A 23,740-nucleotide genomic window follows, 5' to 3' on the forward strand; every position below is an offset into this window, starting at 1 on the left:
TTTTTGGAGGGGGGCAGGCCAATGTCAATGCTTTTTTGCCCCTGTGCGTCCACCTTTGAGCCCATATTGCCTTTGGCAGGGCGCCAATCAGATTGTCTTTTTTTAGGGCCTGCCCCTGCCAGCCGGCAGGTGCCGCTATGCTACGGGGCTCGCTATCCGCTCGGCCCTGTCGGGCCTGCCGCCCCTTCGCAGCGCTAGGCCAATGCCAGGCTAGAGCCCGGAAAAGCATATAACGCCCACGGTATTTGGTTTACGCCCCTTTGGCAAGGCTAGGGGGCGACCTGCAGCCGTTGTAGGTATGGCCTTCCTTCCCGGCCTTTCGCCCTGATGTGGTACAGCCCGGATGGGAGAGCGGTGAGCGGGATTTCCAGATGGCGCTGCCCAGGGCTTGGGCTAGCAGACCAAAGCAGCTGCCCAAGGCTGTTGTAAAGCCCTAAATGCGCCACATCTTGGGGCAGGGCCACACGGCAGGACTGCCGGGCAGGGTTGGGGAAGACCCTGAGCGGCAGGGGCGCTGCCCGGGTATGATGGGTGCTGACGAGATTGGTGTCTCTGGCGATAATGATTTGGGCAGTGTCTGGCACAACAGGTATGCCCTTGAAGGAGGAGTTGATGAGCAGTACGCTGTCTATGGTGATGTTTAGCGTATCCACATTGAGCCCAACGATGATGTCTTCTATGATGATGCTAAAAGAGGCGATGGCACCGCTACCGCTTATCGGCTGCTGATTGATGCGGGTAAGGGCAAATTCTGCTTTCCCGCTGATCTCGTCATTCACAAATAAGTCTTCGACACCGGCCATGTCAGCATCAGCAAAGGTGTCATCCACATCATCATAGGTAAAACCTGTAGTCGGCTCTACCAAGTCGGTATCATAGCTCAGGGTAAAGGCGATGCCGTAGAAATCGGCAAGAGGGGCATCCGGGCTGCCAAGGTTCAGGCTGATGTCCACTTGGGCCCCTTGCTCCACTAGGGTAGCGGAAGGCACAAGCTGCAGCGCGGGCGCACCAGAACCGGGGGCTGCATTCTGATAAAAGTCTGGTGATTGGGTGCCGTGGGTCAGCCCGAAATTGGGGATGATGGCATTTTCGATATCGTCGTCTTCTATTTCCCCATCCCCGTCGCAGTCGGCATAGCCAAAGTTGGTGCCGTCCTGGAAAGATTCAGGCCAGAGCGTGAAGCTTTGTGGTTCCCAGTTGGTGGTCGCATCTGTGCGCTCAGGGCCAGTAGCGTTGTAGGCCAGCCCGATGTACAGGACATCAACTGCATTTACAATGCCGTTGTTGTTGGCGTCTCCTGGCCAGACATCCTGTGCATAAACGGAGGCCGAGAAGAGGCTGAAGAGCAGGAGGAATGTTTGAGCTAACTTCATGTTGAAGAGTTTGTTCATGGTAGGGTGCAGCTTTGCTTTCTGTATGCAAGAATAAGGCGGATTAGCCGTTTTATCAACTACAATTATCAGTGGTTGTCAGTAAGGCAGGCTGAGCAGAGAGATAAGCTTGCTGCAAAAATAATTGGTTATCTTTACTTTAGTGCTTTGAATTAGCTTAAAATTAAATGTGTAACACCAGATTGTCAAATCAAAGAATGTGGAAAAGAGCAAAGTCCTTCAGGCATTAAGGGCCTTGGAGCCTGAAGAGTGGGGGCGGTTCCGCCAATTTTTGTGCTCGCCCTACTTCAATACCCGGGAAGCATTGGTACGTTTGCTAGATGCTTTGCAGGGTTATCTTTCGGAAGGGCACGAAAGCGCCTGGCCGGAGAAGGGGGAGCTTTGGGGAGCCGTCTTCCCAAGCCTGCCCTACGAGGATAAACAGTGGCGTTACCACCTGAGCTGGCTCAACCAAATGCTAGAGGAATTCTGGTGGCTGGAGCGGGCGAGGGGGCAGCCGGCCGTTCAGCTGCAGGAGCAGATGGAGCTGCTCTCAGAGCGGGGGCTAGAGAAAGCCTACCGCCAAAAGGAGCGGAAGCTCTCTGCATTGCTGCGGTCTGAGGCCGAAAGCGGTGCACAGGCATTTTACCGCAAATACCGGTGGGCGGCGGCACGCGAAGGGCACTTTCAGCGCAAACGCCTGAGGCGCTTCAATAAAGACCTACAATCTGCAGCGGGCTTTTTGGACCGTTTTTACTATTTGGAGAAGTTGAAGTTCGCTTGTGCCATGCTCGACCGTCAGGCGATTTTGGATGCAGATTATGAAACGGGCATCACAGAGGCTTGGCTGCAGCATCTGGAAAGCGCCAGCTGTTTCAATGAGCCGGTCATCCGCCTGTATCTCAACATCTACAGGGCGCTGTCTGCTGAAAAGGAGGAGGCTTACTTCGAAACCCTGATCACTCAGCTGGAAACCTGGTCGGGCAACCTCCCCGAAGAACAGATGCGGGAAGTCGTCCTGATGGCCATCAATTACTGTGCCCGCAAGATCAGGCAAGGGCGGGAGCATTATGTTTCCGAAGCCCTTAAACTCTATACGCTTGGGATCAGTCAGGGCGTGTTGATGGAACAAGGGCAACTGTCTCCCTGGACTTTCACCAATGTGGTCAAATTGGCCTTGCGCCTAGAGCGCTATCAGTGGATAGAGTCTTTCATTGCTGCGTACGCTAAGCACATAGCCCCTTCCTTCCGGGAAAATGCCCTGCATTTTTCCCTAGCAGAATTGTATTACTATACCAACCGCTACCGGAGCGCGCAAGAGCACCTTTCGCAAGTGGAGTTCTCCGACCTCAATTACTACCTTGGGGCCCGCACCATGCTGGCCAAGATCTATTTTGAAGAGGGCGAAGAGGAAGCCCTGCTATCCCACTTGGCAGCTTTCACCATTTTCCTAAAACGGAACAAGGCGCTATCCGCACAGCTAAAACAGACCTTCCTGAATTTTTGCGATATCCTCTTCCAGCTGCTCAAGCGGAAGCCAGGGCAGCTTTCTGGGCTTGATGCCCGGATAAAAGAAACGGCTTTGCTCACCGACCGCAAATGGCTGTTAGAAGCTTGGGGGAAGGCCGCTGGCTGACCGGGGCTATAGGGCTTGTTGGGATATTCCTTTTAGGCCGGAGGCAGCCAAATGGTGTGCCGACCGGCCTACCTGCCAAGCTGGCACTTTCCAGGTAAGCCGGGGCGTGATGTGTTCAACCAAGTATGGGCTAAAAGCCGGTGCGAAGCTGCCAGTCTTCGCGCAGGTTCGCATAGCGCAATATTGCCGACGTAGGTTCCATGGGCGCAAACCAGATGGTCGCTTTTTTGGCCTGCCCCTGCACAATGTGAGGGAGCCTGCCCCTGCCCGATGGCAGGTGCCGCTATGCTACGGGGCTCGCTATCCGCTCGGCCTTGTCAGGCCTGCCGCCCCTTCGCAGCGCTAGGCCAATGCCAGGCTATAGTCTGACAACTTAGGATTTTTGAAAATATGACGCTGCTATTTTTTCGGTTGTCGAGACAAAAAACGTAGGCATAGCCTACACGAAGCGTGGGGATAAGGGGCTCCACGATGAAGTCGGCGAGGCTTTTTGGTGAAGAGAAACGGAAAAAGAGCAAGTCAGAATTCATAAATTCTGGGTTGTCAGGCTATAAAGCCCCAAAAGCATAAACACCTGCGACATTTTTGTTCACGCCGGTTCTACCTACATCGCAGCGCAATCAAAAATGCTGTTTTGTGTGTATTTCGGAAAACCAATCTGGACACATGAAAACCATGCTGTGGAATTGATCACTAATAAGTTTATCCGGCAGAAGTGTGCCTACATACATCGGAATCCGGTACGGGCGGGCTGGGTGAATAATACGCCGGATTGGGAATACAGTAGTGCTTCGAATTATGAGGGGGAATATGTCTTGATTGAGGTAAGTTTGTTGGATGCGATGTACGAATGGTGATGGTTTGCGATAAATGGATTTTGTAGTTCGACGTAGGCGCAGCTTACGTCGAACGGGAAAAGTGTTATTTTGCTGCCATAAAACTACAAGATATGCAAGGACAAGGCAATCGGCAATATGGGATCCTTTCAGCCGGCGAATTGCTCATCGATTTCATTTCCTCTGAGTTTGCCAGCAACCTGGACGAGGCAGTTGACTTTAAGCGCATATTGGGTGGGAGCCCTGCCAACCTGGCTATGAACATGGCCCGGCTCGGCGTCAGCACCAAGTTGGTGGCTACCATCGGCAATGATGATATGGGGAAATATGCTGCCCGTTATGTACACCGGCTGGGCATAGACCTGCACGGGCTGCGTGCCGTGGATACTCCCACTACTTTGATTTTGGTGACCCGCTCGAAGGAGGTCTCCAACTTTGAGGCCTACCGTGGCGCAGATTGTGAAATTGTGCCGGAGCAGATGCCATTGGGGCAGCTCAAAAACATCGCCCTTTTTCATACGACCTGCTTTGCACTGAGCCGGGAGCCGGCGAGGAGCACCATACTGCAGGCTGCAAAGCTGGCTGCAAGCCACGGCTGTACGCCCTCCATTGATGCGAACTTTGCGGCCAAGATATGGCCAGACCAGGCGGCTGCCCAAGCTGCTGTCAAGGCCTACTGCGGGCTGGGGGCACTGGTGAAAATGAGCGAAGTGGACTGGGAAAGGCTTTTCAACCATCAAATGTCAGACCCAGGGGCAGCGGCAGAGCAATTGCTCGAGATGGGGGCAGCAGAGGTGTGCCTTACCATGGGGAGCGAAGGCTGCTATGTCGCGACGAAGGGCGAGCGCCACTTTCTCGCTGCACGCCCGGTAGAGGTAAGGGACACGACAGGTGCAGGGGATGCGTTTTGGTCAGGCTACCTTACGGCTTGGCTGGACGGGAAGGGGCTTATGGAAAAAGCAATGGCAGGGCGGAAAATGGCAGAGCTGAAGCTGCAGCACTTCGGCCCTTTACCCGATCAGGTCGAACGGATGGAGCTCTACAAGGGCTAGCCGTACCTTTTGAAGCCTACTCCTCTTCAGGCTTGGGCGGAGCGGGCGCTTCTTCCCGGAACTCTTCCAGCAGCCCCAAAATCTGTGCCCTCTTTTCCCAGTTCTTCCTGGCGAGCATCTGCATGTCTTCGATATTGTCCTGTTCATCTACAATTTCGATGCCGAGCAGGGTTTCGATCACATCTTCCATTGTGACAATACCGCCCATGCCCCCAAATTCATCCACGACAAGGGCGATGTGCTCCCGCTTTTCCATAAGCTGATTGAACAGATCGGGCAGGGGCACCTGCTCATTGATGATGAGGATTTCCCGCATGATGGATTTCAGGGGCTCGCCCCCTTGTTGGCTAATGATGCTGCTCAGGATTTCGTCTTTCAGCACAAAGCCGTTGATATGGTCTTTGGATTCTGCAAAGACAGGGATGCGGGAAAATTGTAGTTTGGGGTTGTTTTCGTAAAACTCTGCTATCGTACGGTCTTGGTTTGCTGCTTTGACGACTGTCCGGGGCGTCATGACGTCTTTTGTCCGTATCGTATTGAGCCGCAGCAGGTTGTGGATGATCCTAGACTCATTGCTGCGGAATATGCCCTCTTTCTCGCCGATTTCCGCCATAGCTGAAAAATCAGCCCGGCTGAGCACGCTTTTCTCTTTGTCCTTTTTGAGGGATTTGGTGATAAACTGGCTGACCCATACTAAGGGGTAGAGGGCATAGATGATGAAATTCAGGGAGGTGACTGTAAACCCCGAGAGCCGCTTCCAGTTGTTGGCGCCTACCGTTTTAGGGATGATCTCGGATAATATCAGGATGGCAAGCGTCATGACAGCCCCTACTAGGGCTTCTACAGAAAAAGGCATGCTGAGCCCGCCTATGATCAGGTCTTTATCGCCGAACTGTTCGCCCGCCTGTGCGCCAACGCCTATGGCCCCTACGGTATGGGCTATAGTGTTGAGCGTCAGGATAGCAGAAAGCGGACGGTCGATGTCTTCCTTAAAGACTTTGAGCAGCTGTCCGGTCCGTGTGCCTTCTTTGTACTGAACTTCCACGAAGGAAGGGGTGATGCTGAGCAGTACGGCTTCCCAAACGGAGCAGAGGAAGGAGACAATGATCGAGAGCAGGAAAAAGAAAATCAATAAGCCCATATGCGGTTTTGATATGCAGGAAGTATTGGAGCTCAGGCTGGCGGCGTACGTCCGGGCCAGGCTGTTGCCGTTCCTGACTGATGGTGCAGGTCAAAAATACATAAAGCCCCGGGATATCAAAGCAGGGGCGGCCTTTCTGTTGGCCTTTTCGGGGCAAATTGTGCACTGAGGGTGCTGGGGCACAATAGGAAAGGGCTTTGGCATCTTTCATCAGCCAAAGCCCTTTCTAAGCGGAGCATCCGTAAGCTTTAGTTGAGGTATATCCTTTGATAGGGGACAAGGACCTCATTGCGCTCAAGGTTGTTGATGGCCCGCAGCTGCTCAACAGTTGTACCGTAGTTCCGCGCGATGCTGTACAGGGAGTCGCCTTCTTTGACGATGTAAACCGTACGGGTAGGCTGGGCAGGCACTGCATTGTACTGAGCAGGGCTGCTGGCAGCGGCACTTGGGGCATAATACGATTGCGGGGCCGGTTGAGGCGTTGCAGCGCGGTCGAGGAAATAGGGCGTATTGTAGTTGCCGTCCACCTGCTGATTGGCGGCGGGGGCATCAAAATCTATTGCACTGCCAGAGAAGGCTTCCTGTTCTTCCTGAGTAGCGCCTTTAGCTTGCAGCCCTGAGGTTGCCGACGTTGCGGATGGGATGCGGGCAGTAGCGGTCTGCCCATAGGACTGAGGCGCGGGGCTATTGGCAGGGGCTTGCTCATCACAGTCGCAAGGGCAGTCGGTAATGCGCAACTGCTGGCCGACCCGTGCAAAGGTGTTTTCGCTCAGGCCGTTCATTTCGCGGAAGCGGGGCTCCGTGTAGCCATATTTCAGGGCAATTGAGGCTACGGTCTCCCCTGGCTTGACCAAGTGGTATTTTTGGTGCTCGCCGCCTTCTGTCATTTGCGTAGGGCGAGACTCGTACCGGGGAGGGTTTGATGCCGCCATCATAGGCTCAGCGCCCCCTTTTGCCGTAAGCACAGGTTCAGCAGAGGGCTTGGGCGTGGCAGAGACCTGCAGGGCTTCTCCTGGGTAAATGGTGTTGGAGCTGCCTTTTTGGTTCCATTCCCGGATCTGGGCTACCGTCACCCCATAGTTTTTCGCAATCCGGTAGAGGGTTTCCCCTTTCTTCACGGTATGCGTCTGGGCTTTGTCCTGAGGGGCAGCAGGCAGGGGGGATCTGGCCACTTGAGCGAGTGGGTCTTCCGGGGCGGTGTAAGCTTCATTGCTATAGCTTTCCGGCTGCTGGCCCACGGTGTAGAACTCGGGTTGTGCAGTTTTGGCCACAAAATCTTGTTCGGCAGGTGTGGGTGGGGTATCGTCTGTTATGCCCTGGCAGATGCGCTTGAGGTGGCGGTCGAGTTTCCGGCCATTGACCCGTTGGAGCCGGAGCGTATTGTTGAGCGCGTCGTCTACATTGATGCCGTTCCGCTTTTCGACGATGCCAACTTCCGGGATGAGGACGAGGTCGGTATGAGGGCTCCCGTCAAACTCTGCGTACTGATGGAAAAGGTAAGCCCCCGAGCACTCGTTGTCCAGCCGGCCCTCAAAATAGACTTTAGCTTTAGGGTTCTGCAGGGCGATATTCTCCCCTATAGTGCCCCGGTCGAGGTCGAACTGAAAGCGGTATTTGGGCGAATCGTATACGATGAAGTTATCCGAGCGCATAAAGCGGGAAGCGAAAATGATAGGGGACACAAAGTACCGGTTCCCTTTCTGTACCACCATGTGCACCCGGTCTATATTGCTGTTGATGGCATTGACCAGCTGTTCGTCAAAAACAGCATTGCTGCACCGGATGAACTGAGAAGGCATGAAATCTTGGGGGATCTGGCTCTCAGGGCCTACCTCCAAAATCGTTTTTTCGCCCGGTGTAGACTCCACTTGGTACACGATGTAGGGCGGCTCATCCTCGTGGTTGAGGTAGGCATACTCTAGGCGGTCCATGCAGGTGTCATCATAAAGGATGTACAGATTTGCAGCCTGCCCGGCTGTAGCCGCAAAAAGCAGTGCAAATAGGGCAACAAATTTTTTCATGGTCATGGTTTATGTGAAGGCCAATGGTTTTGTTTGGCCACAACGGCGGATAATGGCGCCACAAATATACAATTTACTGTAAATCGTGGAGAGTTGCAAGCTTGCCCAAGGTGGCCCAACAAATTGTTGAGGCCCACCGCTGAGGCATGCAACGATTGTGGGCAATAGGGGAACGGAATAGGGCAGGAGGGAATTGTGGAGGGCGTAACCCAAAATGTCACAGGCGTTGATGCTTTTGGGCTTTAGGCTGGCAACGGCCTAGCGCTGCGAAGGGGTGGCAAGCCCGATAGGGCCGAGCGGATAGCGAGCCCCGTAGCATAGCGGCACCTGCCCGCTGGCAGGGGCAGGCCCCTCAACCAACGACAATCTGTTTTGCGGCCATTGTGGGAGGGGGCGGATTAGGCTGCCGTTCAGTTTTTGGGCACCAGGCCCATATTGACAGCGTAGAGCACTAACTCGGAGGAAGAGCCTAGCCCTAGCTTCTTCATGATGTTTTTGCGGTGGGTATAAATGGTGTGGGTGCTGAGGTTAAGCTCCCGGGCAATCTCTTTTGCGATCAGGCCACGGGCCACTAGCTGGACAATCTCTATCTCTCTCGGGGTAAGCGGGGTGGGCTCGCAGCTAACCGCTGAGGCGGCTTCATCCGCTCCTCCGGGCAGGCTCCGCTCAATGAGGTAGTCTAGGACGCGGGTGCAAAAAAACTTTTCTTTCTTCACGGTGGCACGTATGGCGTCCTGTATCTCCTCTTCGTCGCAAGATTTGGTGAGGAAACTGTTGATGCCCAGATGGAGGGCCTTGTATATTTCGTTTTTGTCCGAGTCATCGCTGATAATCAGGATGCCGATACCGGGATAGTCTTTCCTTAGCCGTTCTACTGTGCCGATAGAGAAAGCGGGCTCCTGCTGATAATCGAGTATAAGCACCTCGGCAGGGTGTTTTTCCAAAACCTCCCAAAGCTGCCCCTCCTCGTTGGCTTCTGCCACGACAATGAACCGGCCATCTTGTTCGACAAGATGCCGCAGGCCCGCCCGGAAGACGTGCTGATTATCGGCGAGTATGACGGGGACTGGCTTCATGCGGAGTATTCATTGTTGGCAGGCAGCCTTGCTTTTGCCAAGGAACGAAGGTAGTGCTTGCCGGATTGATCTGCAAACTTATTTAGACTTAATTTAGATAGCAGGCAGCTGCTTTTGTGCTTCCAAAAAAAGCTCGCGCCCAGCCCTTGGAGCGATGCTGCCCGAGCAAGGGGAAAGCGCCACCTTATGGAACAAAGGCTGCAGCAAAGCTTCATAGGTTTCCCTATGGCCGCCAAAGGGCGGCCCATCGAATGGGAAAACGGTGTTGAAAAGCAGCCCGGCGAGCCGCCCTCCTGGCTTGAGCAGCCGGTGGCACTGCGCAGCATAAGCCGCTCTTTTGGCAGGCGGCAGCGCACAGAAAAAGGTCTGCTCAATGATGAAATCGTACTGGCCCGACAGCTCGAAGAAGTCGCCGGCAATCAGGTGCTCATCAGGGAAAAGGCCCGTAGCTTTCAGGGGCTGCAGGGCTTCTGCCGACCAGTCGCAGATGTAGACGCTGCTGTAGCCTTGCTCCCCAAGCCAGCGCGCTTCGTGCCCGAACCCTGCGCCAGGGATGAGTATCCGGCTGCTGATGGGCACTTCCCGGCTAAAGTAATCGACAAGGGCAGGGGAGGGGTAGCCTATGTCCCAAGGCGTATCCCCGTTCCGATAGCGGTTTTCCCAATAGGCAGCGTTCAGTTCTGTCTCCATTTTATTTAGTCAGGGTATTGGTTGGCCTCTTCCGAAAGGTCCTCATACAAAGGCGCTCCGGTATCAGCGAAAACGACCCGCAGCTGGTACTTCGGGCTGATGCCTTTGACAATTGGCCCAAACAGCGTGTTCATCAGTTCTATGGCTTGGTTTTCGGCTTTTTCAAAAATATCGCTTTCCAGCGCTTCCCTCCTGAACTCAGACCGCAAGACATTAAAGTTTTTGTTGAGGTCAATATTTTCCACTTCCCTCATCCAGCCAATGTCTAGTTTGTCAATCTTGGGGTACACTTCGTGTGAAAGGATGACCGGCTGGGGCAAAGTGATGGTGACAACCTCTTGCCTGCTGTTCAGCTGAATGTCGAAGTAATCATTTAGGCGGAAGCCCACTTTCAGGAGGCTGATGGCAGAGACTTCGATATCTGAGGAGGACACCGCGAAGCCGAACACCTTGGTCTGTAGGTTTCGGTTGAGGCCTTTCTTGTCCCGTACTTCCATCGTAGCCAATTCGGCGATAACGCGCTCTACTTTTTCCTGCAACAGCCCGCGCGACCGGCCGAAATCCCGGATAGCCGCCCGGTCAGACAGTTTGGCGAGCATAGGTGCTACTGCCTCTTGCATAGCGACCCCACAAGGCGTATTGACTTCTTTCCCCTTGGCATAGATACTGCCGCCCTGAGTTGGGACAAGGGAGGTGATCACTTGTGTCACCAAAAAGCAGGTATACTTCCCGGCCACTTCCCTCAGGGCCTGTACCGCCCCGCTGCCTTCGTTATCGTACCAAGTTTCGTAAAGCTGGCCGGTGGTGTCGTTCAGCCGGGTGAAGTCATTGAAATATAGCTCTGCAAGGTAGGGGTGATGTTTTTCATATTCCTCCTGCACCCGGCCGAGCGCACTGTCGTCCAAGTTCATCCTGCGCCCGACATGGCGCAGGATGTTCAGGTTGAGGTCGTACACGAGCCGGTCAAATGCCCGGCGGTTGCGTGTGGGGTTGGACAAAATGTCCAAGGCCTGCTCTTCGTCTATCTGGAGCTGAAAATCAGAGGGCACATAAGTGACCTGGTATTCTTGGGGCACATCGGTATAGCCCGCTGGGCTGATGACCTTTTTGTAGATGAACAGCCCGATAAGGCCAAGCCCAAGGGTGGCGGCAAGCGCACGCAACAAACTTTGCCGGCTGGCACCGGTATCTGAAGTGTTTCTGGCCATAAGGCAAGGTTGAGAAGCTAATGGATTTGAGCCGTAAATGCCTGCAGTTCAGAGCTCAGCAACAGCGGGGCTGGTGCTGAAAAACAGCTAGGGATCTGGGCTGGTCAAGCGAATTTCAATTTTGATCAGTGCTGGGGCACAAAAATGCCGTGCTGCCTGAGCCCGGGGCAAAGATAAATTGCTGTGCCCTTGGCAGGCCAGCTAGTTTTGCATTTGCATCAATATGGCTTGCAGGGCAGCATCTGACTGCTGCTCTGTGCTGAGCAGGTCCTTCAGGCTGACCTGGCTAAGGACATGGTCTATAGCGCTCTGCACAACGCTCCATAAAGACCTTACCGAGCAGTCTACAGAGTTGGTACAAAGCTTGAAGCCTGCAGCATGCTTGTCGCAAAAACTGCGGTCGAACAGCGCGCCGCCAAGCGCGTGCAGCACTTCGCCGATGTTGATCTCCTCTGGCGGCATGGCTAGTATATAGCCCCCTTTCTGCCCACGGGTGCTCTCTATATAACCGGCCATGCGGAGCAGTCGGGTGAGCTTGCCTACATAACTGGCTGACATCCCCTCCTGCTCGCTGAGCTGAGGGATGCTGAGCCCTTCTTCCTGGCCCGACTGAGCGATCCGGATGAGGATGCGGAGGCCGTATTCGTCTTGTGCTGATATTTTCATGGCTTTGCGGTTGGGCTGAGGGGGTTAAAACATATCGAGCGCGAAGCGGGCTTCTTCGCTCATCATTTCCTTATTCCATGGCGGATCGTAGACTACTTCTAGTTCTACGTCAGAAACTCCTTTTACTCCGCCAACTTTTTCTTGCACTTCTAAAGGCAATGAATCAGCAACCGGGCACATAGGCGTGGTGAGGGTCATACGCACGCCAACCCTGCCTTCCTCCCCGATGTTGATGCCGTAGATGAGCCCGAGCTCGTATATGTCTACCGGTATTTCGGGGTCGAAAACGGTTTTGATGGCTTCGATGATCTGCTTTTCCAGTGTCGCATTATCCATAGCTGCGGAACAGTTTCAGATTAAGGCTTGGCTTGCAAAGCCAGGCCGTACATTTTCATTTGCTTGACCATGCTGACCAGCCCATTGGACCGGGTAGGGGAGAGGTGCTCTTTCAGTCCGATCTTCTCGATAAAGTACAAATCGGCATGGCTGATATCCTTTGGCTTTTGCCCGGAGAGCACCCGGATGAGCAGCGCGATGATCCCTTTGGTGATGACGGCGTCGCTGTCTGCAGTGAACTGCACCTTGCCATCCATCTCTGCAGCATGCAGCCACACTTGGCTTTGGCAGCCCTTGATCAGGTGGCTTTCATCTTTGTACTGCTCTTCGATGAGTGGCAGAGATTTGCCGAGGTCGATAATGTACTCGTACTTTTCCATCCAATCGCCAAAAAAGCCAAACTCATCGATGATCTCATCTTGTATCTGATTGATTTCCATAGTCCTTTCAGTTTAGCGCAGCATATTCAGTGCACGTTTCACGCCTGCAACGAGGCGGTCGATATCCGTTTGGTTGTTGTAGAAAGCCAGGGAGGCGCGCACCGTCCCGGGGATGCCGAAGCGGTCCATTAATGGCTGCGTACAATGGTGCCCGGTCCGGACTGCAATGCCTTGTTTGTCGAGCAGTGCGCCCAAATCATAGGGGTGGACGCCATCAACGATGAAAGAGACCACGCTGGCTTTATCTTGTGCAGTACCGATTATCCGGAGCCCTTCGATTTGGCTTAGAGCCTCCGTAGCATAGGCTAGCAGGTTGTGCTCGTGCTCCTGTATGCGGCCATGCCCGATGCTGTTCATATAACGGATGGCTTCACCTAGCCCGATGACCCCTGCGATATCAGGTGTGCCCGCTTCGAATTTGTGTGGGAGCTCGTTGTAAGTGGTCTTTTCGAAAGTGACGGTTTTTATCATTTCGCCCCCCCCGTGATAGGGCGGCATGGCATCTAGCCATTCCCGTTTGCCGTAAAGGATGCCAACGCCAGTCGGGCCGAACATTTTGTGGCCAGAGAAGGTGTAAAAATCCGCATCGAGCTCTTGCACATCCACCTTCATGTGGGGGATGGCCTGAGCGCCGTCTACCAGCACAGGTATGCCCAGTGTATGAGCTCGGCTGATGATGCTTTTGACCGGGTTGATGGTGCCCATGGAATTGGAAACATGGGTGAGGGCGACCATTTTTACTTTATCGTCCAGCATGGCGTACAGCTCCTCGAGCAGCAGCTCCCCGGCATCGTTGATAGGGGCCACCCTCAGCTCGGCCCCTTGGGCTTCGCAGGCCATTTGCCAGGGCACGATATTGCTGTGGTGCTCCATTGCGGTGATGAGCACTGCGTCCCCCTGCTGAATGAACTTCCGGGAGTAGGAGGAGGCGACCAAGTTGATGCCCTCTGTAGTGCCCCGCACAAAAATCACTTCCTCGGCAGAAGGGGCGTTGATCAGCTCACGTGCCAGCTCGCGGGCCTCCTCAAAAGCGGTGGTCGCTTCCTGGCTGATCTGGTATACCCCACGGTGGACATTGGCGTGCTCTTGTTCGTAGTAGCGCGCTATCTTCTGAATGACAGCGTTGGGCTTTTGGCTGGAAGCTGCACTGTCGAGGAAAGCCAAAGGTTGGCCGTTCATTTCCCGTTCCAGCAGCGGAAAATCTTTTCGGATTTCTTCCAAAGTCCGGATGGCTGGCGTTGCTGTTGATTCCATAATAGTTGTTGTCAATGTACACAGCCCCGGACGGTGCCCGGGGCTGTTGCCAAAAAATGTATAGGCTTCCGGGCAAGCTTATGCGCCAAATTTCTCCGCGATCATTTTTGCTCCAAATGTGCTTACCGCTTGGTTCGGGAAATGCCCGAGCACCTCGCCGATGAAAGCGAACTGCAGCATGGCGCGGGCTGCGGCATCGCTCATCCCCCGGCTGCGGAGGTAGAAGACGGAGTCCTCATCCAATTGCCCGATGGTGGCACCGTGGCTGCAGCGGACATCATCTGCGAAAATCTCCAATTGAGGCTTGCTGTCCATTTGTGCTTTATTGGACAGGACGAGGCTGCTGCTCTGTTGGAAAGCGTTGGTCTTTTGGGCGTCCTGCCTGACCAGCACTTTGCCATTGAAAACACCCCGGGCTTTGTCCGTCACTATGCCCTTGTACAGCTCATTGCTCTGGCAGTGTGGCACAGCGTGATCCAGGAATGTATGGTTGTCGATGTGCTGTTCCCCATTGCCAAAATAAATACCGTAGTAATTGGTGGTAAGGTTGGAGCCCAAATGCACGGTATTGAGGTTGTTCCGGACAATCCTTCCCCCTAGGTCAATGGTGTAGTTGTTGAAGGTGCTGTCCCGGTCGTGGGCTGCATCCGTATTGTTGATGACAAAACCCTGCTCGCCCTCATTTTGAAGGCAATAATGGTGCACGTGCGCATTAGGGCTGACCAATGCCCGGTTGGCGAGGTTGTTGAAGTAGACGCCTGAAGTGCCAGGAAGCTGGAACTGCCCTTCGATGACCGTGAACTCACTGCTCTCTTCTGCGACAAAGATGTTGAGGTGGCTGTTGTAAATGGGCGTTCCGCCTGGGGCAGCCAAGTGCAGGATGTACACTGGGCGCTCTGCCTGAGTATTTTTAGCGGTATGGAAAAAAAGGCTGTGCTGGGAGAACGCGAGGTTGAGGCTCAGGAAGATGTCTTCCCGCTCTGTGAGCATTTTCTCCAGCTCTCCCCGGGCCACAGTGCCGAACTGATCAGAGTCGAGGGCATCTTCCAGCTTGAGCACAGACATGCCTTTAGGCAGCGTTTTCTCATCAGAAAGCTGAGGCTGATAGACCCCATTGACAAAAACGATGAGGTGGGCATCGAGCCCTTCAGGGATGAAGGGGGAGAGCGCATCAGCGGATACCGCTACCTGCTCCCCGAGCTGATACTCCTGCTGTACAATCCGGTTGATGCTTGTGTACTTCCACTCTTCGTCCCGGCGGGTAGGGAAAGAAAGCGCCCCTGCCTGTCGGATGGCCCGTTGCTGATACTCCTGCAGCGGGTGAACGGCGCCGGTGGCGGCGCCGTGTTTTTCGAATAAATCCAGGAAGCGCTGTTTTTCTACAGCGAAACGGTCTTCTACTACGGTAGTTGACATGAATTTAGATATTTGGAGCAGCTTCTTTTGCTGCATAGGGTTCAAAATCGGATGAGCTCCTGCTGAGGGCAGCGTCTTGGCGGCGTTTAAGCGGTCACCGCATCGGCTTCTGCCTTGATCCAATCGTACCCTTTATCTTCAAGCTCAAGTGCAAGGGATTTATCGCCAGACTTCACGATGCGGCCATTGTAGAGCACGTGCACAAAATCAGGCTCGATATAGTTGAGCAGGCGCTGATAGTGGGTCACGATGACGAAGGAGCGCTCTGCAGAGCGGAGTTCGTTTACGGCTTCGGACACAATGCGAAGGGCGTCGATGTCCAGCCCAGAGTCGGTTTCGTCCAAGATAGCGAGCTTTGGTTCCAGCAGGGCCATCTGCAGCATTTCACTGCGCTTTTTTTCTCCCCCGGAGAAGCCTTCATTGAGGGAGCGGCGCAGGAAGTCCTCCTTCATGCCTACCATTGCAATTTTCTCGCGGATGAGCTTGAGCATCTGCATGGCATTGAGCTCTTCCAGCCCTTGAGCTTTACGCTTGGCGTTCACAATGCTTTTGAGGAAGTTGGAGGTGCTGACCCCAGGGATTTCCACAGGGTACTGGAAAGCCATGAAAATGCCAGCCAGTGAGCGCTCGTCCACTTCCATTTCCAGCAGGTCTTCCCCCAGGAACTCGATGCTGCCGCTTTCTACTTCATATTCTTCCCGGCCTGCGAGCACGTTGGCGAAGGTGCTTTTGCCAGAACCGTTGGGCCCCATGATGGCGTGCACCTCGCCAGGTTTTACTTCGAGGTTGATGCCTTTGAGGATATTTTTATCTTCTATAGAGACTTTGAGGTCTTTTACTGTGAGCATAGTATGATAAGGTATTTGCGTTCTGATTAAGAGGTTGAAAAAAGGAGTTGCGTCCGCGGTTTAGCCAACGCTGCCTTCCAGGCTGATGGCCAGGAGCTTCTGAGCTTCGACGGCGAACTCCATAGGCAGCTCATTGAAGACTTCCTTGCAATAGCCGTTCACGATGGTATTGACCGCATCTTCCTCGCTGAGCCCTCGCTGCATGAGGTAGAACAGCTGATCTTCCCCGATTTTGGAGGTGGTAGCCTCATGTTCTACCTTAGCGGAATTGTTTTCCACCTCCAGGTAAGGGAAGGTGTGGGCCCCGCATTTGTCGCCCATGAGCAAGGAGTCGCACACAGAGAAGTTGTGGGCGTTCTCTGCCTTTTTCCCAATTTTGACCAGGCCACGGTAAGAGTTGTGGCTGTACCCGGCCGAAATCCCTTTGGATATGATGGTGCTGCGGGTGTTTTTGCCGATGTGGGTCATTTTAGTGCCCGTATCGGCCTGCTGCTTATTGTTGGTTACGGCTACAGAGTAGAACTCCCCTACGGAGTAATCTCCCAGCAGCACACAGCTTGGGTATTTCCAAGTCACTGCAGAGCCGGTCTCTACCTGAGTCCAGGTAATTTTAGAACGGACGCCCTTGCACAGCCCGCGCTTGGTCACAAAGTTGTAGATGCCGCCTTTGCCGTCCTTGTCGCCCGGGTACCAGTTCTGTACGGTAGAGTATTTGATGGTGGCGTTGTCCATTGCAACAAGCTCTACCACTGCAGCGTGCAGCTGATTTTCGTCCCGCATAGGGGCGGTACAGCCTTCAAGGTAGCTGACGGAGCTGCCCTCTTCTGCGACGATAAGCGTGCGCTCGAACTGCCCGGTATCCCGCTCGTTGATCCGGAAGTAAGTGCTGAGCTCCATAGGGCATTTTACCCCTTTAGGGATGTAGACAAAAGAGCCGTCGCTGAACACAGCTGAGTTGAGCGCAGCGTAGTAGTTGTCGTTAGCAGGCACAACAGAGCCGATGTAGCGCTTGATCAGCTCGGGGTGCTCCTGTACCGCTTCGCTGAAGGAACAGAATATGATGCCCAGCTCAGCCAGTTTCTCCTTGTAGGTCGTTTTTACGGATACAGAGTCGATGACCGCATCTACGGCTACGCCGGCAAGCATTTTCTGCTCCTCCAGAGGGATGCCCAGTTTGTTGAAGGTCTCCAGCAGTTCAGGGTCAACCTCATCGAGGCTGTTCAGCTTTTTCTTCTTTTTGGGTGCGGCATAGTACACCATGTCCTGGAGGTCCACTGGCGGGTAATCGACATTGGGCCAGGTCGGCTCGGTCATTTCCAAGAATTGCTCGTAAGCTTTCAGGCGCCATTCCGTCAGCCATTCTGGCTCGTTTTTCTTTTTGGAGATCGCGCGCACGGTGCCTTCGTTGAGCCCTTTGGGCAGCTTATCGGTTTCGATATTGCTGCTGAAGCCATATTTGTAGTCGCTTCTGGTATGCTGCTCCAGCGTCTGCATGGAATCGCTCATATCTGAATCCTGTTTTGGCGTGTTATTTAGACTTAATCTAAGTGCAAAGGTGAGTAATTTATACAAAAAAGTACAAATAAGGTTCAGCTTTTCTTTCAGCAGCTGTTCTACCTAACATTAGGTAGGGTAGGGGCACAGCCCTTGTGTAGTGCCTTTTGTTGGGCAGAGGCTTGATTTCTGGTGTATTTCACTGTGATTAAAATTAAGTACAGAACAAAATTCTTTGATATAAATATCCTATTCTTGGATAGGATATACCTATGTTTAGGGAGAAGACCTAAACAGGCCAAGGGCTAACAATTGTCCGCTCCCTTGCCTATCTTTGCGCCCGCTAAATGCTTGATATGAAGACCAAAACGCTCAAACGAGATAAAGTAAACGTCATTACCCTGGGCTGTTCCAAAAACCGGGTCGATTCTGAGAACATCATCACGCAGCTGCGCGGCAATGATTTCGAGGTCGTACACGAAGATGATGATGCGGAGGCTAATGTCGTCATTGTGAACACTTGCGGTTTTATCGACTTGGCCAAGGAGGAGTCGGTCAATACCATACTAGAGTATGCGGACATCAAAAAGGAAGGCGGGATAGATAAGCTGTATGTGACGGGCTGCCTTTCACAGCGCTACAAGGACGACTTGGAAGCTGAAATACCTGAGGTAGATGCTTACTTCGGCACCTTGGAGTTGCCCGGGCTGCTTGCCAAGCTCAATGCCGACTATAAGCATGAGCTCATAGGGGAGCGCACGACGACCACCCCTCAGCACTATGCCTACCTGAAGATATCAGAAGGCTGCAACCGGACTTGCTCTTTTTGTGCCATCCCACTGATGCGCGGCAAGCACATCTCCCGCCCGGTGGAAGAGCTGGTGCAGGAAGCCCGCAACCTGGCCCGCATGGGGGTGAAAGAGCTGTTGCTCATTGCACAGGAGCTCACTTACTACGGGCTGGATATATACAAAAAACGCGAACTGCCGCGCCTGCTGCATGCTTTGGCGGATGTAGAGGGCATTGAATGGATCAGGCTCCACTATGCTTACCCCAGCAAGTTCCCGATGGAAATATTCGAGGCTATGGCGGCGCGCAAGGAAATCTGCAATTACTTGGACATCCCTTTGCAGCATGCCAACAACGGGGTGCTAGAGCGTATGCGCCGTCAGATTACCCGGGAGGAGACCGTAGCTCTGGTAAAAGCGGCCCGCGAGCGGGTGCCGGGCATCACGATGCGGACCACCCTGCTCGTCGGTTTCCCCGGCGAGACGGAGGAGGAGTTTCAGGACCTTTGCGATTTTGTAGAGGAGATGGAGTTTGACCGCTTGGGCGTATTCCAGTATTCCCACGAGGAGGGCACCTCTGCTTATGGGCTGGAAGACGATGTGCCCGCAGCAATAAAAGCGGAGCGCGCAAACCGCATCATGGAGATTCAGCAGGCGATATCTGCCCGGAAGAACGAGGCTAAGGTAGGGCAGTCTTTCCGGGTGCTGTTCGACCGCAAAGAAGGCGGGTATTTCGTTGGGCGCACTGAAGGGGATAGCCCTGAGGTAGACAACGAAGTTTTGGTACCTGCCGAAGGCCAGTATGTCCGGGTTGGCGACTTTGCCAATGTCCGTATAACAGAAGCTACCGAATACGATATTTTTGGAGAAGTAGCGGCCGGCTGATACAGCGGGCTGCTTAAATGGCCTGATGGTTTTGGAAAAGCCCTTTCTGAGTTGGATCAGGAAGGGCTTTTGTATTGGCAATTGCAAATACTGCCAGGGCTTTTAGTATTGGGCTAAAGCCTGCAAGCCCTAGCCGGGCATCGGCCTAGCGATGTGCAGGGGCGGCAGGCCTGATAAGGCCGAGCGGATAGCGAGCCCCGGAACGTAGCGCCCCTGCCGTGAGGCGGGGGAGGCCCCTAAAAGCATTAGGGCAGGCTGCGTTTTGCTCAGTACAATTTCTTGATGCGGGCTTTAGGCCCGGGGCAAAGCGCGGTATGGCAGCCCATGCAGCTGTCGACCATGTCCTCGAACAGCATTTTAGCCTTGGCGACATCAGCATTTTCCAGCGCTTTGAGTGTCTGAAGGTAGGATTGGGCATGCACTTTGTAGGTATCGGAAGCGGCTTTCTCTGGCTCTGTTGCCTCAGCGGTAAGGATCGCTTTGTAATCGAGGGTGATTTCAGGCTTTTCGCCATTTTCGATAGCGGATTTCATCCGTTCCGCTTCTTCGTACATGGCGCGCATGAGGAGGGCCAGCTCACTGTCGCCGTTGGGGTTGATAGGCTGCCGGATGATGATGGGTTTAGATGGGCTGCTGCCATCTGCTTCGGGCTTAGGGGCCGGTTGTTGGGCTCCGTTTTCAGTAGTGCAGGCGTAGGAGAGGGCCATCAGTGTGCTGCAAAGGAGGAGTGCGGTGTAGAAGAGCGCGCGGTTGAACATGGCTTTTTTTTGGTAAAGATAAGAAAAGCGGCTGTACTGTGTCAGTACAGCCGCTCTGCTGTTGTGGCGGAAATGCCAGGGATGGGCTAGTGTGTATGCCAGCAGCCGAAGTGGCTATCGGCGGGCGTTTGGCCTATGCCGTTGCGGCCACTTGATGCTCCGCCAGGCATTTTCCCTTCTTCGATCATGTCAATGCGCGCGAGCAGGTCTTTGAGGTGTGCCCCTTGCATACCGTCGGCGCGTTTGGCAGCCTTCGCAATGTCTGCCTTTAGTGTTTCCAGTGTCATGCGGGCAATCGCCTTGGCATCGCTGATGTCAACATCGCCTCCAGCCATAAGCAGGCTGCCCATTTGGCTGATATACGCCCGTTGCAGGTTGCGCCGGTAGGCATCGGGGGTTGAGCCCGCGCCAATTTCTGCAAAGATGCTGCGGCGGGTATCTTCGAACAGGTTGCTCATGGTGTAAGCCTGATTGCCGTTCAGCGCCTCGTTTTCCATCATGCGCTCGAGGCGGCTGCCTGTGAACAGGAGGTTGAGCCCGTAGTCCTGCAGCCCGCGGATAAGGTCAACGATGACAGTAGAGCCGACCCGCCCGATGATGTCTTGGTCGATCATCCATGTGGGGGTAGCAAAAAGTTGCCGGTTCAGGAAGTTGACTGCAGCGCGCTGCTTGTCTTTAGGCACATGCGTGTACACAATTCCTTCCTGATCGTAGGTTTTGTCGTATTCGTACACGCCCCCTATGTTGTTGCCGACATGGCCGACATAGCGGCGGAACTGCCCAGCAACCTGACGGTAGATTTCAGAGAGGTCTTCGTAGTCTTCCCCATCCCGGGCGGTCCACGTGATCAGGTTGGGCACAATGCGCTTGAGGTTTGCTATGCCCAGGTCGCTGGCCTCTACGGCATCGCTGCCGATGTCTTCCGTTTGAGCGCTGGGGTCGACGACCCGCCACTGCTGCTGCCCATATCGGTAGATGGGGTCGTCATCGCGAGATTTGATCCACTCGTTGAGCACTGGGCGCTCCTCCTCTGCGGAAGCAGCCTCAGGCACGAGCTTGTACCCGTAGATGATGCTCCATTCGTCGTAGGGCCCGATTTTCGGCATGACACCTGCACCTTTGTCTTCTGGCTGAGCAACGTAATTGAAGCGTGCATAGTCCATAATGGAAGGGGCAACGCCCATGCGCTGTACAAAGCCCGGTGCGCGCAGAGAGTCAACAGGGTAAGCAACGCTTGAGCCCATATTATGCGGGAGCCCGAGGGTGTGGCCTACTTCGTGAGCGGCCACAAACCGGATGAGCTCGCCCATGAGCTCGTCATCAAATTTCACTTTGCGGGCATCCGGATAGACCGCAGCGGTCTGAATGAGGAACCAATTGCGCAGGAGGTTCATCACATTGTGGTACCAGATGATATCGCTTTCCAAGATTTCTCCAGTGCGGGGGTCGTGCACATGAGGCCCCATTGCATTTTGGATGTCAGTAGAAACGTATCGGATAACCGAATAGCGCACATCTTCGGGGCTCCATTCGGGGTCTTCTTCTTTGGAAGGAGGGTCTTTGGCGATGATTGCATTTTTGAAGCCTGCTTTTTCGAAAACCGCCTGCCAATCCTCTACACCTTTTTTCAGGTATGGCCGCCATTTTTCAGGGGTAGCGGGGTCTATATAGTAGACGATAGGCTTTTTGGGCGCTACGAGCTCGCCACGTTTGTAGGCGTCCATGTCTACGGGGTCGAGGCGCCACCGGGTGATGAAGCGCTTGGTGGCCGCTTTCTGTTCATCCAGGCTGTAATCGGTTTGGCGCAAGCTGAAATACCCTACCCGGTCATCGTAGTAGCGGGGCTGCCAGGGCTCTTCTGGCAGCTCGATGAACGATTGGTTCATCTCTATAGTCATAGACTCTGTGATCTGATTGTCGGGCAGCTCGTCCCCCCGGTAAGTGAGCACTTGGCGGACTTCGACATTGGACGGGTAGGCTTTGATGTGCTTGATGAAGCTGCGGTTATTGTCAAGGCCTTTGATTTTGAAGGCTTTGCGCTGCCCATCAGTCATTGGGCCGAGCATAGGCACATCCGAAGAGAAGAACTTGGTCACATCGATGACATAGGCTGTAGAGTCCTCGTTCTGCGTTGCGACCTTGAACCGCTCGATGATGGGCTCGTAGTTGTTGTTTTTGACCGATTCATAGATGGGGTCGCCTTGAGTGGCAACGCTGTTGTAGCTTACGGAGCGCAACAGCAAGTGCCCGTCCATTTCCTGCCATCGGATGACTTGCTGTGGGCGGGACCGCATGCCAGCCCCTCCAAAGTTCAGGTTTTTGACATGCCCGGAAATCCGGCTGACGACCAGGATTTCACGCTCCATCAATGACTTAGGCAGTTCGAAGTAATATTTGTCCTCTACTTTATGGACGGTAAAGAGGCCTTCATCAGAGATGGCATCCTCGGTAATGATGTCGGTATACCCTTTCTCTTTCTTTTTGCCCTTGCTATCGTCTGCCCCAGCTTCCTTAGGGTCTCCATCCCCTGGCCCGTCTTGGGCAAATGAGGGCGTAGTGCCAAAGGCGAGCAGTGCAGCGATCAGGCAGCACCAGATCAGTTGTTGTTTCTTCATACGTTGGTATATGGTTTGGTTTGGCTAAATGAACCTGTGAATACGGTTGTAATAGCTGAAAGCTGCCTTTTGTTGTAAACGGGGCGGCTTGCAGTGCTGCCAAGTTAAGGAATCTCGGGCAGGGGGCAGGGGCGATTTTTTTGCGAAAGTGGTGTTTAGACAACGAGGCGCAAAAAAAAGCAGCCCGGCTACAGACGAGCCAGGCTGCTTTCTCCGGCGGGAAGGCTAAGGTTAGTGCCCGTTGCCGTTGGTCAGGGTCTGTTGCTTCATTTCTTCCCCCATTTTTTGGGCTGTGACGAACGAGGCGGTCATCTGCGAAAGCATATCTGCGCCAGCGCTTGGCGCATTGGGCATCATGATGAGGTTGCTGTTGGCATTTTCCCCCATGGCCTGAAGGGTGTCGTAGTGCTGGGTGACCACGATCAGGGCAGAAGCTTCCTGGGAGTTGATGCCTACTTTATTGAGCACTTCGACCGACTCTTCAAGCCCGCGTGCGATTTCACGCCGCTGATCGGCTATGCCTTGGCCCTGCAAACGCTTGCTCTCTGCCTCCGCTCGCGCTTTAGCTACGATCCGGATGCGGTCTGCTTCCCCTTCATACTCAGCAGCAAGCTTTACCCGCTCAGCAGCGTTGATGCGGTTCATGGCATTTTTGACTTCAATATCCGGGTCTATATCCGTGACTAGGGCTTTGACGATGCCATAGCCGTACTCGTTCATGGACTCCTCCAGCTCCCGGCGGATAGCCAGGGCGATATCGTCTTTGCGCTCAAAAACATCATCGAGCTTCATTTTAGGGACTTCTGCCCGGACGGTGTCAAAAACATAAGCCGTAATCTGCTCGTGGGAGTTTTCAAGGCGGTAGAAGGCATCGTATATTTTATCTGAGAGGATATAATATTGGACCGATACCCTCAGCTTGACGAAAACGTTGTCTCGGGTTTTGGTCTCGACATGAACATCGAGCTGTTGCACTTTGAGGCTTACCCGGCCGGCGATGCGGTCGATAATGGGGATTTTAAATTGAAGCCCGGAGCGTTTGATGCTGTGGAAGCGGCCCAGCCGTTCCACCAAAGCTGCAGACTGCTGGCGCACGGTGAAAATGCCAGTGAACAAGATGATCAGCCCCAAGAAGATGATGAGAATAATTGCAGGTGAAAATGGCATAGGGATTAAGGTTGAAAGGATTAACAATAGGTAGGCTCAGTGC

Annotated in this window: 20 protein-coding genes; 4 read left to right on the plus strand and 16 right to left on the minus strand. The window is 53.9% G+C overall.

Features of this window, described 5'->3' with window-relative positions:
* Nucleotides 1-269: 269 nt before the first annotated feature.
* Entirely contained in the window at nt 270-1,373 is a 1,104-nt protein-coding gene (locus FRY97_RS01015; protein ID WP_147165552.1) for a hypothetical protein, read from the minus strand.
* A gap of 217 nt (nt 1,374-1,590) precedes the next feature.
* On the opposite strand from FRY97_RS01015, the gene FRY97_RS01020 reads away from it, so the two are divergent.
* The 3 genes from FRY97_RS01020 (at nt 1,591) to FRY97_RS01025 (ending at nt 4,894) form a co-directional block, all read left to right on the plus strand.
* A complete protein-coding gene (locus FRY97_RS01020; protein ID WP_147165553.1) occupies nt 1,591-3,006 on the plus strand; it encodes a hypothetical protein in 1,416 nt (471 codons plus the stop codon).
* 680 nt (nt 3,007-3,686) lie between these two features.
* Nucleotides 3,687-3,863 (plus strand): hypothetical protein, encoded by a 177-nt coding sequence (locus FRY97_RS22255; RefSeq protein WP_170254440.1) that lies wholly within the window; start codon nt 3,687-3,689, stop codon nt 3,861-3,863.
* A 92-nt stretch (nt 3,864-3,955) separates the two neighbouring features.
* Nucleotides 3,956-4,894, plus strand: coding sequence for a carbohydrate kinase family protein (locus tag FRY97_RS01025; protein ID WP_147165554.1), 939 nt, complete (start codon nt 3,956-3,958; stop codon nt 4,892-4,894).
* A 16-nt stretch (nt 4,895-4,910) separates the two neighbouring features.
* Here the strand turns inward: FRY97_RS01025 and FRY97_RS01030 are convergent, their stop codons facing one another.
* From FRY97_RS01030 to sufB, 12 genes are all read right to left on the minus strand, one after another.
* Nucleotides 4,911-6,035 carry a CNNM domain-containing protein gene (locus tag FRY97_RS01030; RefSeq protein ID WP_147165555.1) on the minus strand — a complete coding sequence of 375 codons (1,125 nt, stop codon included), beginning with the start codon at nt 6,033-6,035 and terminating at the stop codon, nt 4,911-4,913.
* Nucleotides 6,036-6,283: 248 nt separating this feature from the next.
* A complete protein-coding gene (locus FRY97_RS01035; RefSeq protein ID WP_170254441.1) occupies nt 6,284-8,056 on the minus strand; it encodes a muramidase family protein in 1,773 nt (590 codons plus the stop codon).
* A 410-nt stretch (nt 8,057-8,466) separates the two neighbouring features.
* Nucleotides 8,467-9,132 (minus strand): response regulator transcription factor, encoded by a 666-nt coding sequence (locus FRY97_RS01040; RefSeq protein ID WP_147165557.1) that lies wholly within the window; start codon nt 9,130-9,132, stop codon nt 8,467-8,469.
* A 93-nt stretch (nt 9,133-9,225) separates the two neighbouring features.
* Nucleotides 9,226-9,822, minus strand: coding sequence for a methyltransferase domain-containing protein (locus tag FRY97_RS01045; RefSeq protein ID WP_147165558.1), 597 nt, complete (start codon nt 9,820-9,822; stop codon nt 9,226-9,228).
* Nucleotides 9,823-9,827: 5 nt separating this feature from the next.
* On the minus strand, nt 9,828-11,030 hold the full coding sequence (locus FRY97_RS01050) for a DUF4230 domain-containing protein (protein WP_147165559.1): 1,203 nt from the start codon (nt 11,028-11,030) through the stop codon (nt 9,828-9,830).
* Between the two features lie 201 nt (nt 11,031-11,231).
* Nucleotides 11,232-11,696: an RrF2 family transcriptional regulator gene (locus tag FRY97_RS01055; RefSeq protein ID WP_147165560.1), complete on the minus strand. Its 465-nt coding sequence runs from the start codon at nt 11,694-11,696 to the stop codon at nt 11,232-11,234.
* A 24-nt stretch (nt 11,697-11,720) separates the two neighbouring features.
* Entirely contained in the window at nt 11,721-12,032 is a 312-nt protein-coding gene (locus tag FRY97_RS01060) for an SUF system Fe-S cluster assembly protein (RefSeq protein ID WP_147165561.1), read from the minus strand.
* Between the two features lie 20 nt (nt 12,033-12,052).
* Nucleotides 12,053-12,472: a SufE family protein gene (locus FRY97_RS01065; RefSeq protein ID WP_147165562.1), complete on the minus strand. Its 420-nt coding sequence runs from the start codon at nt 12,470-12,472 to the stop codon at nt 12,053-12,055.
* A 12-nt stretch (nt 12,473-12,484) separates the two neighbouring features.
* On the minus strand, nt 12,485-13,726 hold the full coding sequence (locus FRY97_RS01070) for an aminotransferase class V-fold PLP-dependent enzyme (protein ID WP_147165563.1): 1,242 nt from the start codon (nt 13,724-13,726) through the stop codon (nt 12,485-12,487).
* A gap of 78 nt (nt 13,727-13,804) precedes the next feature.
* A complete protein-coding gene (sufD, locus tag FRY97_RS01075; protein WP_170254442.1) occupies nt 13,805-15,142 on the minus strand; it encodes a Fe-S cluster assembly protein SufD in 1,338 nt (445 codons plus the stop codon).
* A gap of 86 nt (nt 15,143-15,228) precedes the next feature.
* Nucleotides 15,229-15,990 carry a Fe-S cluster assembly ATPase SufC gene (gene sufC, locus FRY97_RS01080; protein ID WP_147165565.1) on the minus strand — a complete coding sequence of 254 codons (762 nt, stop codon included), beginning with the start codon at nt 15,988-15,990 and terminating at the stop codon, nt 15,229-15,231.
* Nucleotides 15,991-16,050: 60 nt separating this feature from the next.
* Complete coding sequence (gene sufB / locus FRY97_RS01085; RefSeq protein WP_147165566.1) at nt 16,051-17,496, minus strand: Fe-S cluster assembly protein SufB; 1,446 nt, start codon at nt 17,494-17,496, stop codon at nt 16,051-16,053.
* A 344-nt stretch (nt 17,497-17,840) separates the two neighbouring features.
* Between sufB and rimO the strand changes: the two genes are divergently transcribed.
* A complete protein-coding gene (rimO, locus tag FRY97_RS01090) occupies nt 17,841-19,157 on the plus strand; it encodes a 30S ribosomal protein S12 methylthiotransferase RimO (protein WP_147165567.1) in 1,317 nt (438 codons plus the stop codon).
* A gap of 266 nt (nt 19,158-19,423) precedes the next feature.
* On the opposite strand, the gene FRY97_RS01095 is transcribed toward rimO, so the two are convergent.
* From FRY97_RS01095 to FRY97_RS01105, 3 genes are all read right to left on the minus strand, one after another.
* On the minus strand, nt 19,424-19,915 hold the full coding sequence (locus tag FRY97_RS01095) for a hypothetical protein (RefSeq protein ID WP_147165568.1): 492 nt from the start codon (nt 19,913-19,915) through the stop codon (nt 19,424-19,426).
* A gap of 86 nt (nt 19,916-20,001) precedes the next feature.
* A complete protein-coding gene (locus FRY97_RS01100) occupies nt 20,002-22,530 on the minus strand; it encodes a zinc-dependent metalloprotease (protein WP_147165569.1) in 2,529 nt (842 codons plus the stop codon).
* A gap of 231 nt (nt 22,531-22,761) precedes the next feature.
* Entirely contained in the window at nt 22,762-23,697 is a 936-nt protein-coding gene (locus FRY97_RS01105) for an SPFH domain-containing protein (RefSeq protein WP_147165570.1), read from the minus strand.
* Between the last annotated feature and the right edge of the window lie 43 nt (nt 23,698-23,740).

Source organism: Phaeodactylibacter luteus (assembly GCF_007993045.1).
Classification (GTDB): Bacteria; Bacteroidota; Bacteroidia; order Chitinophagales; family Saprospiraceae; genus Phaeodactylibacter; species Phaeodactylibacter luteus.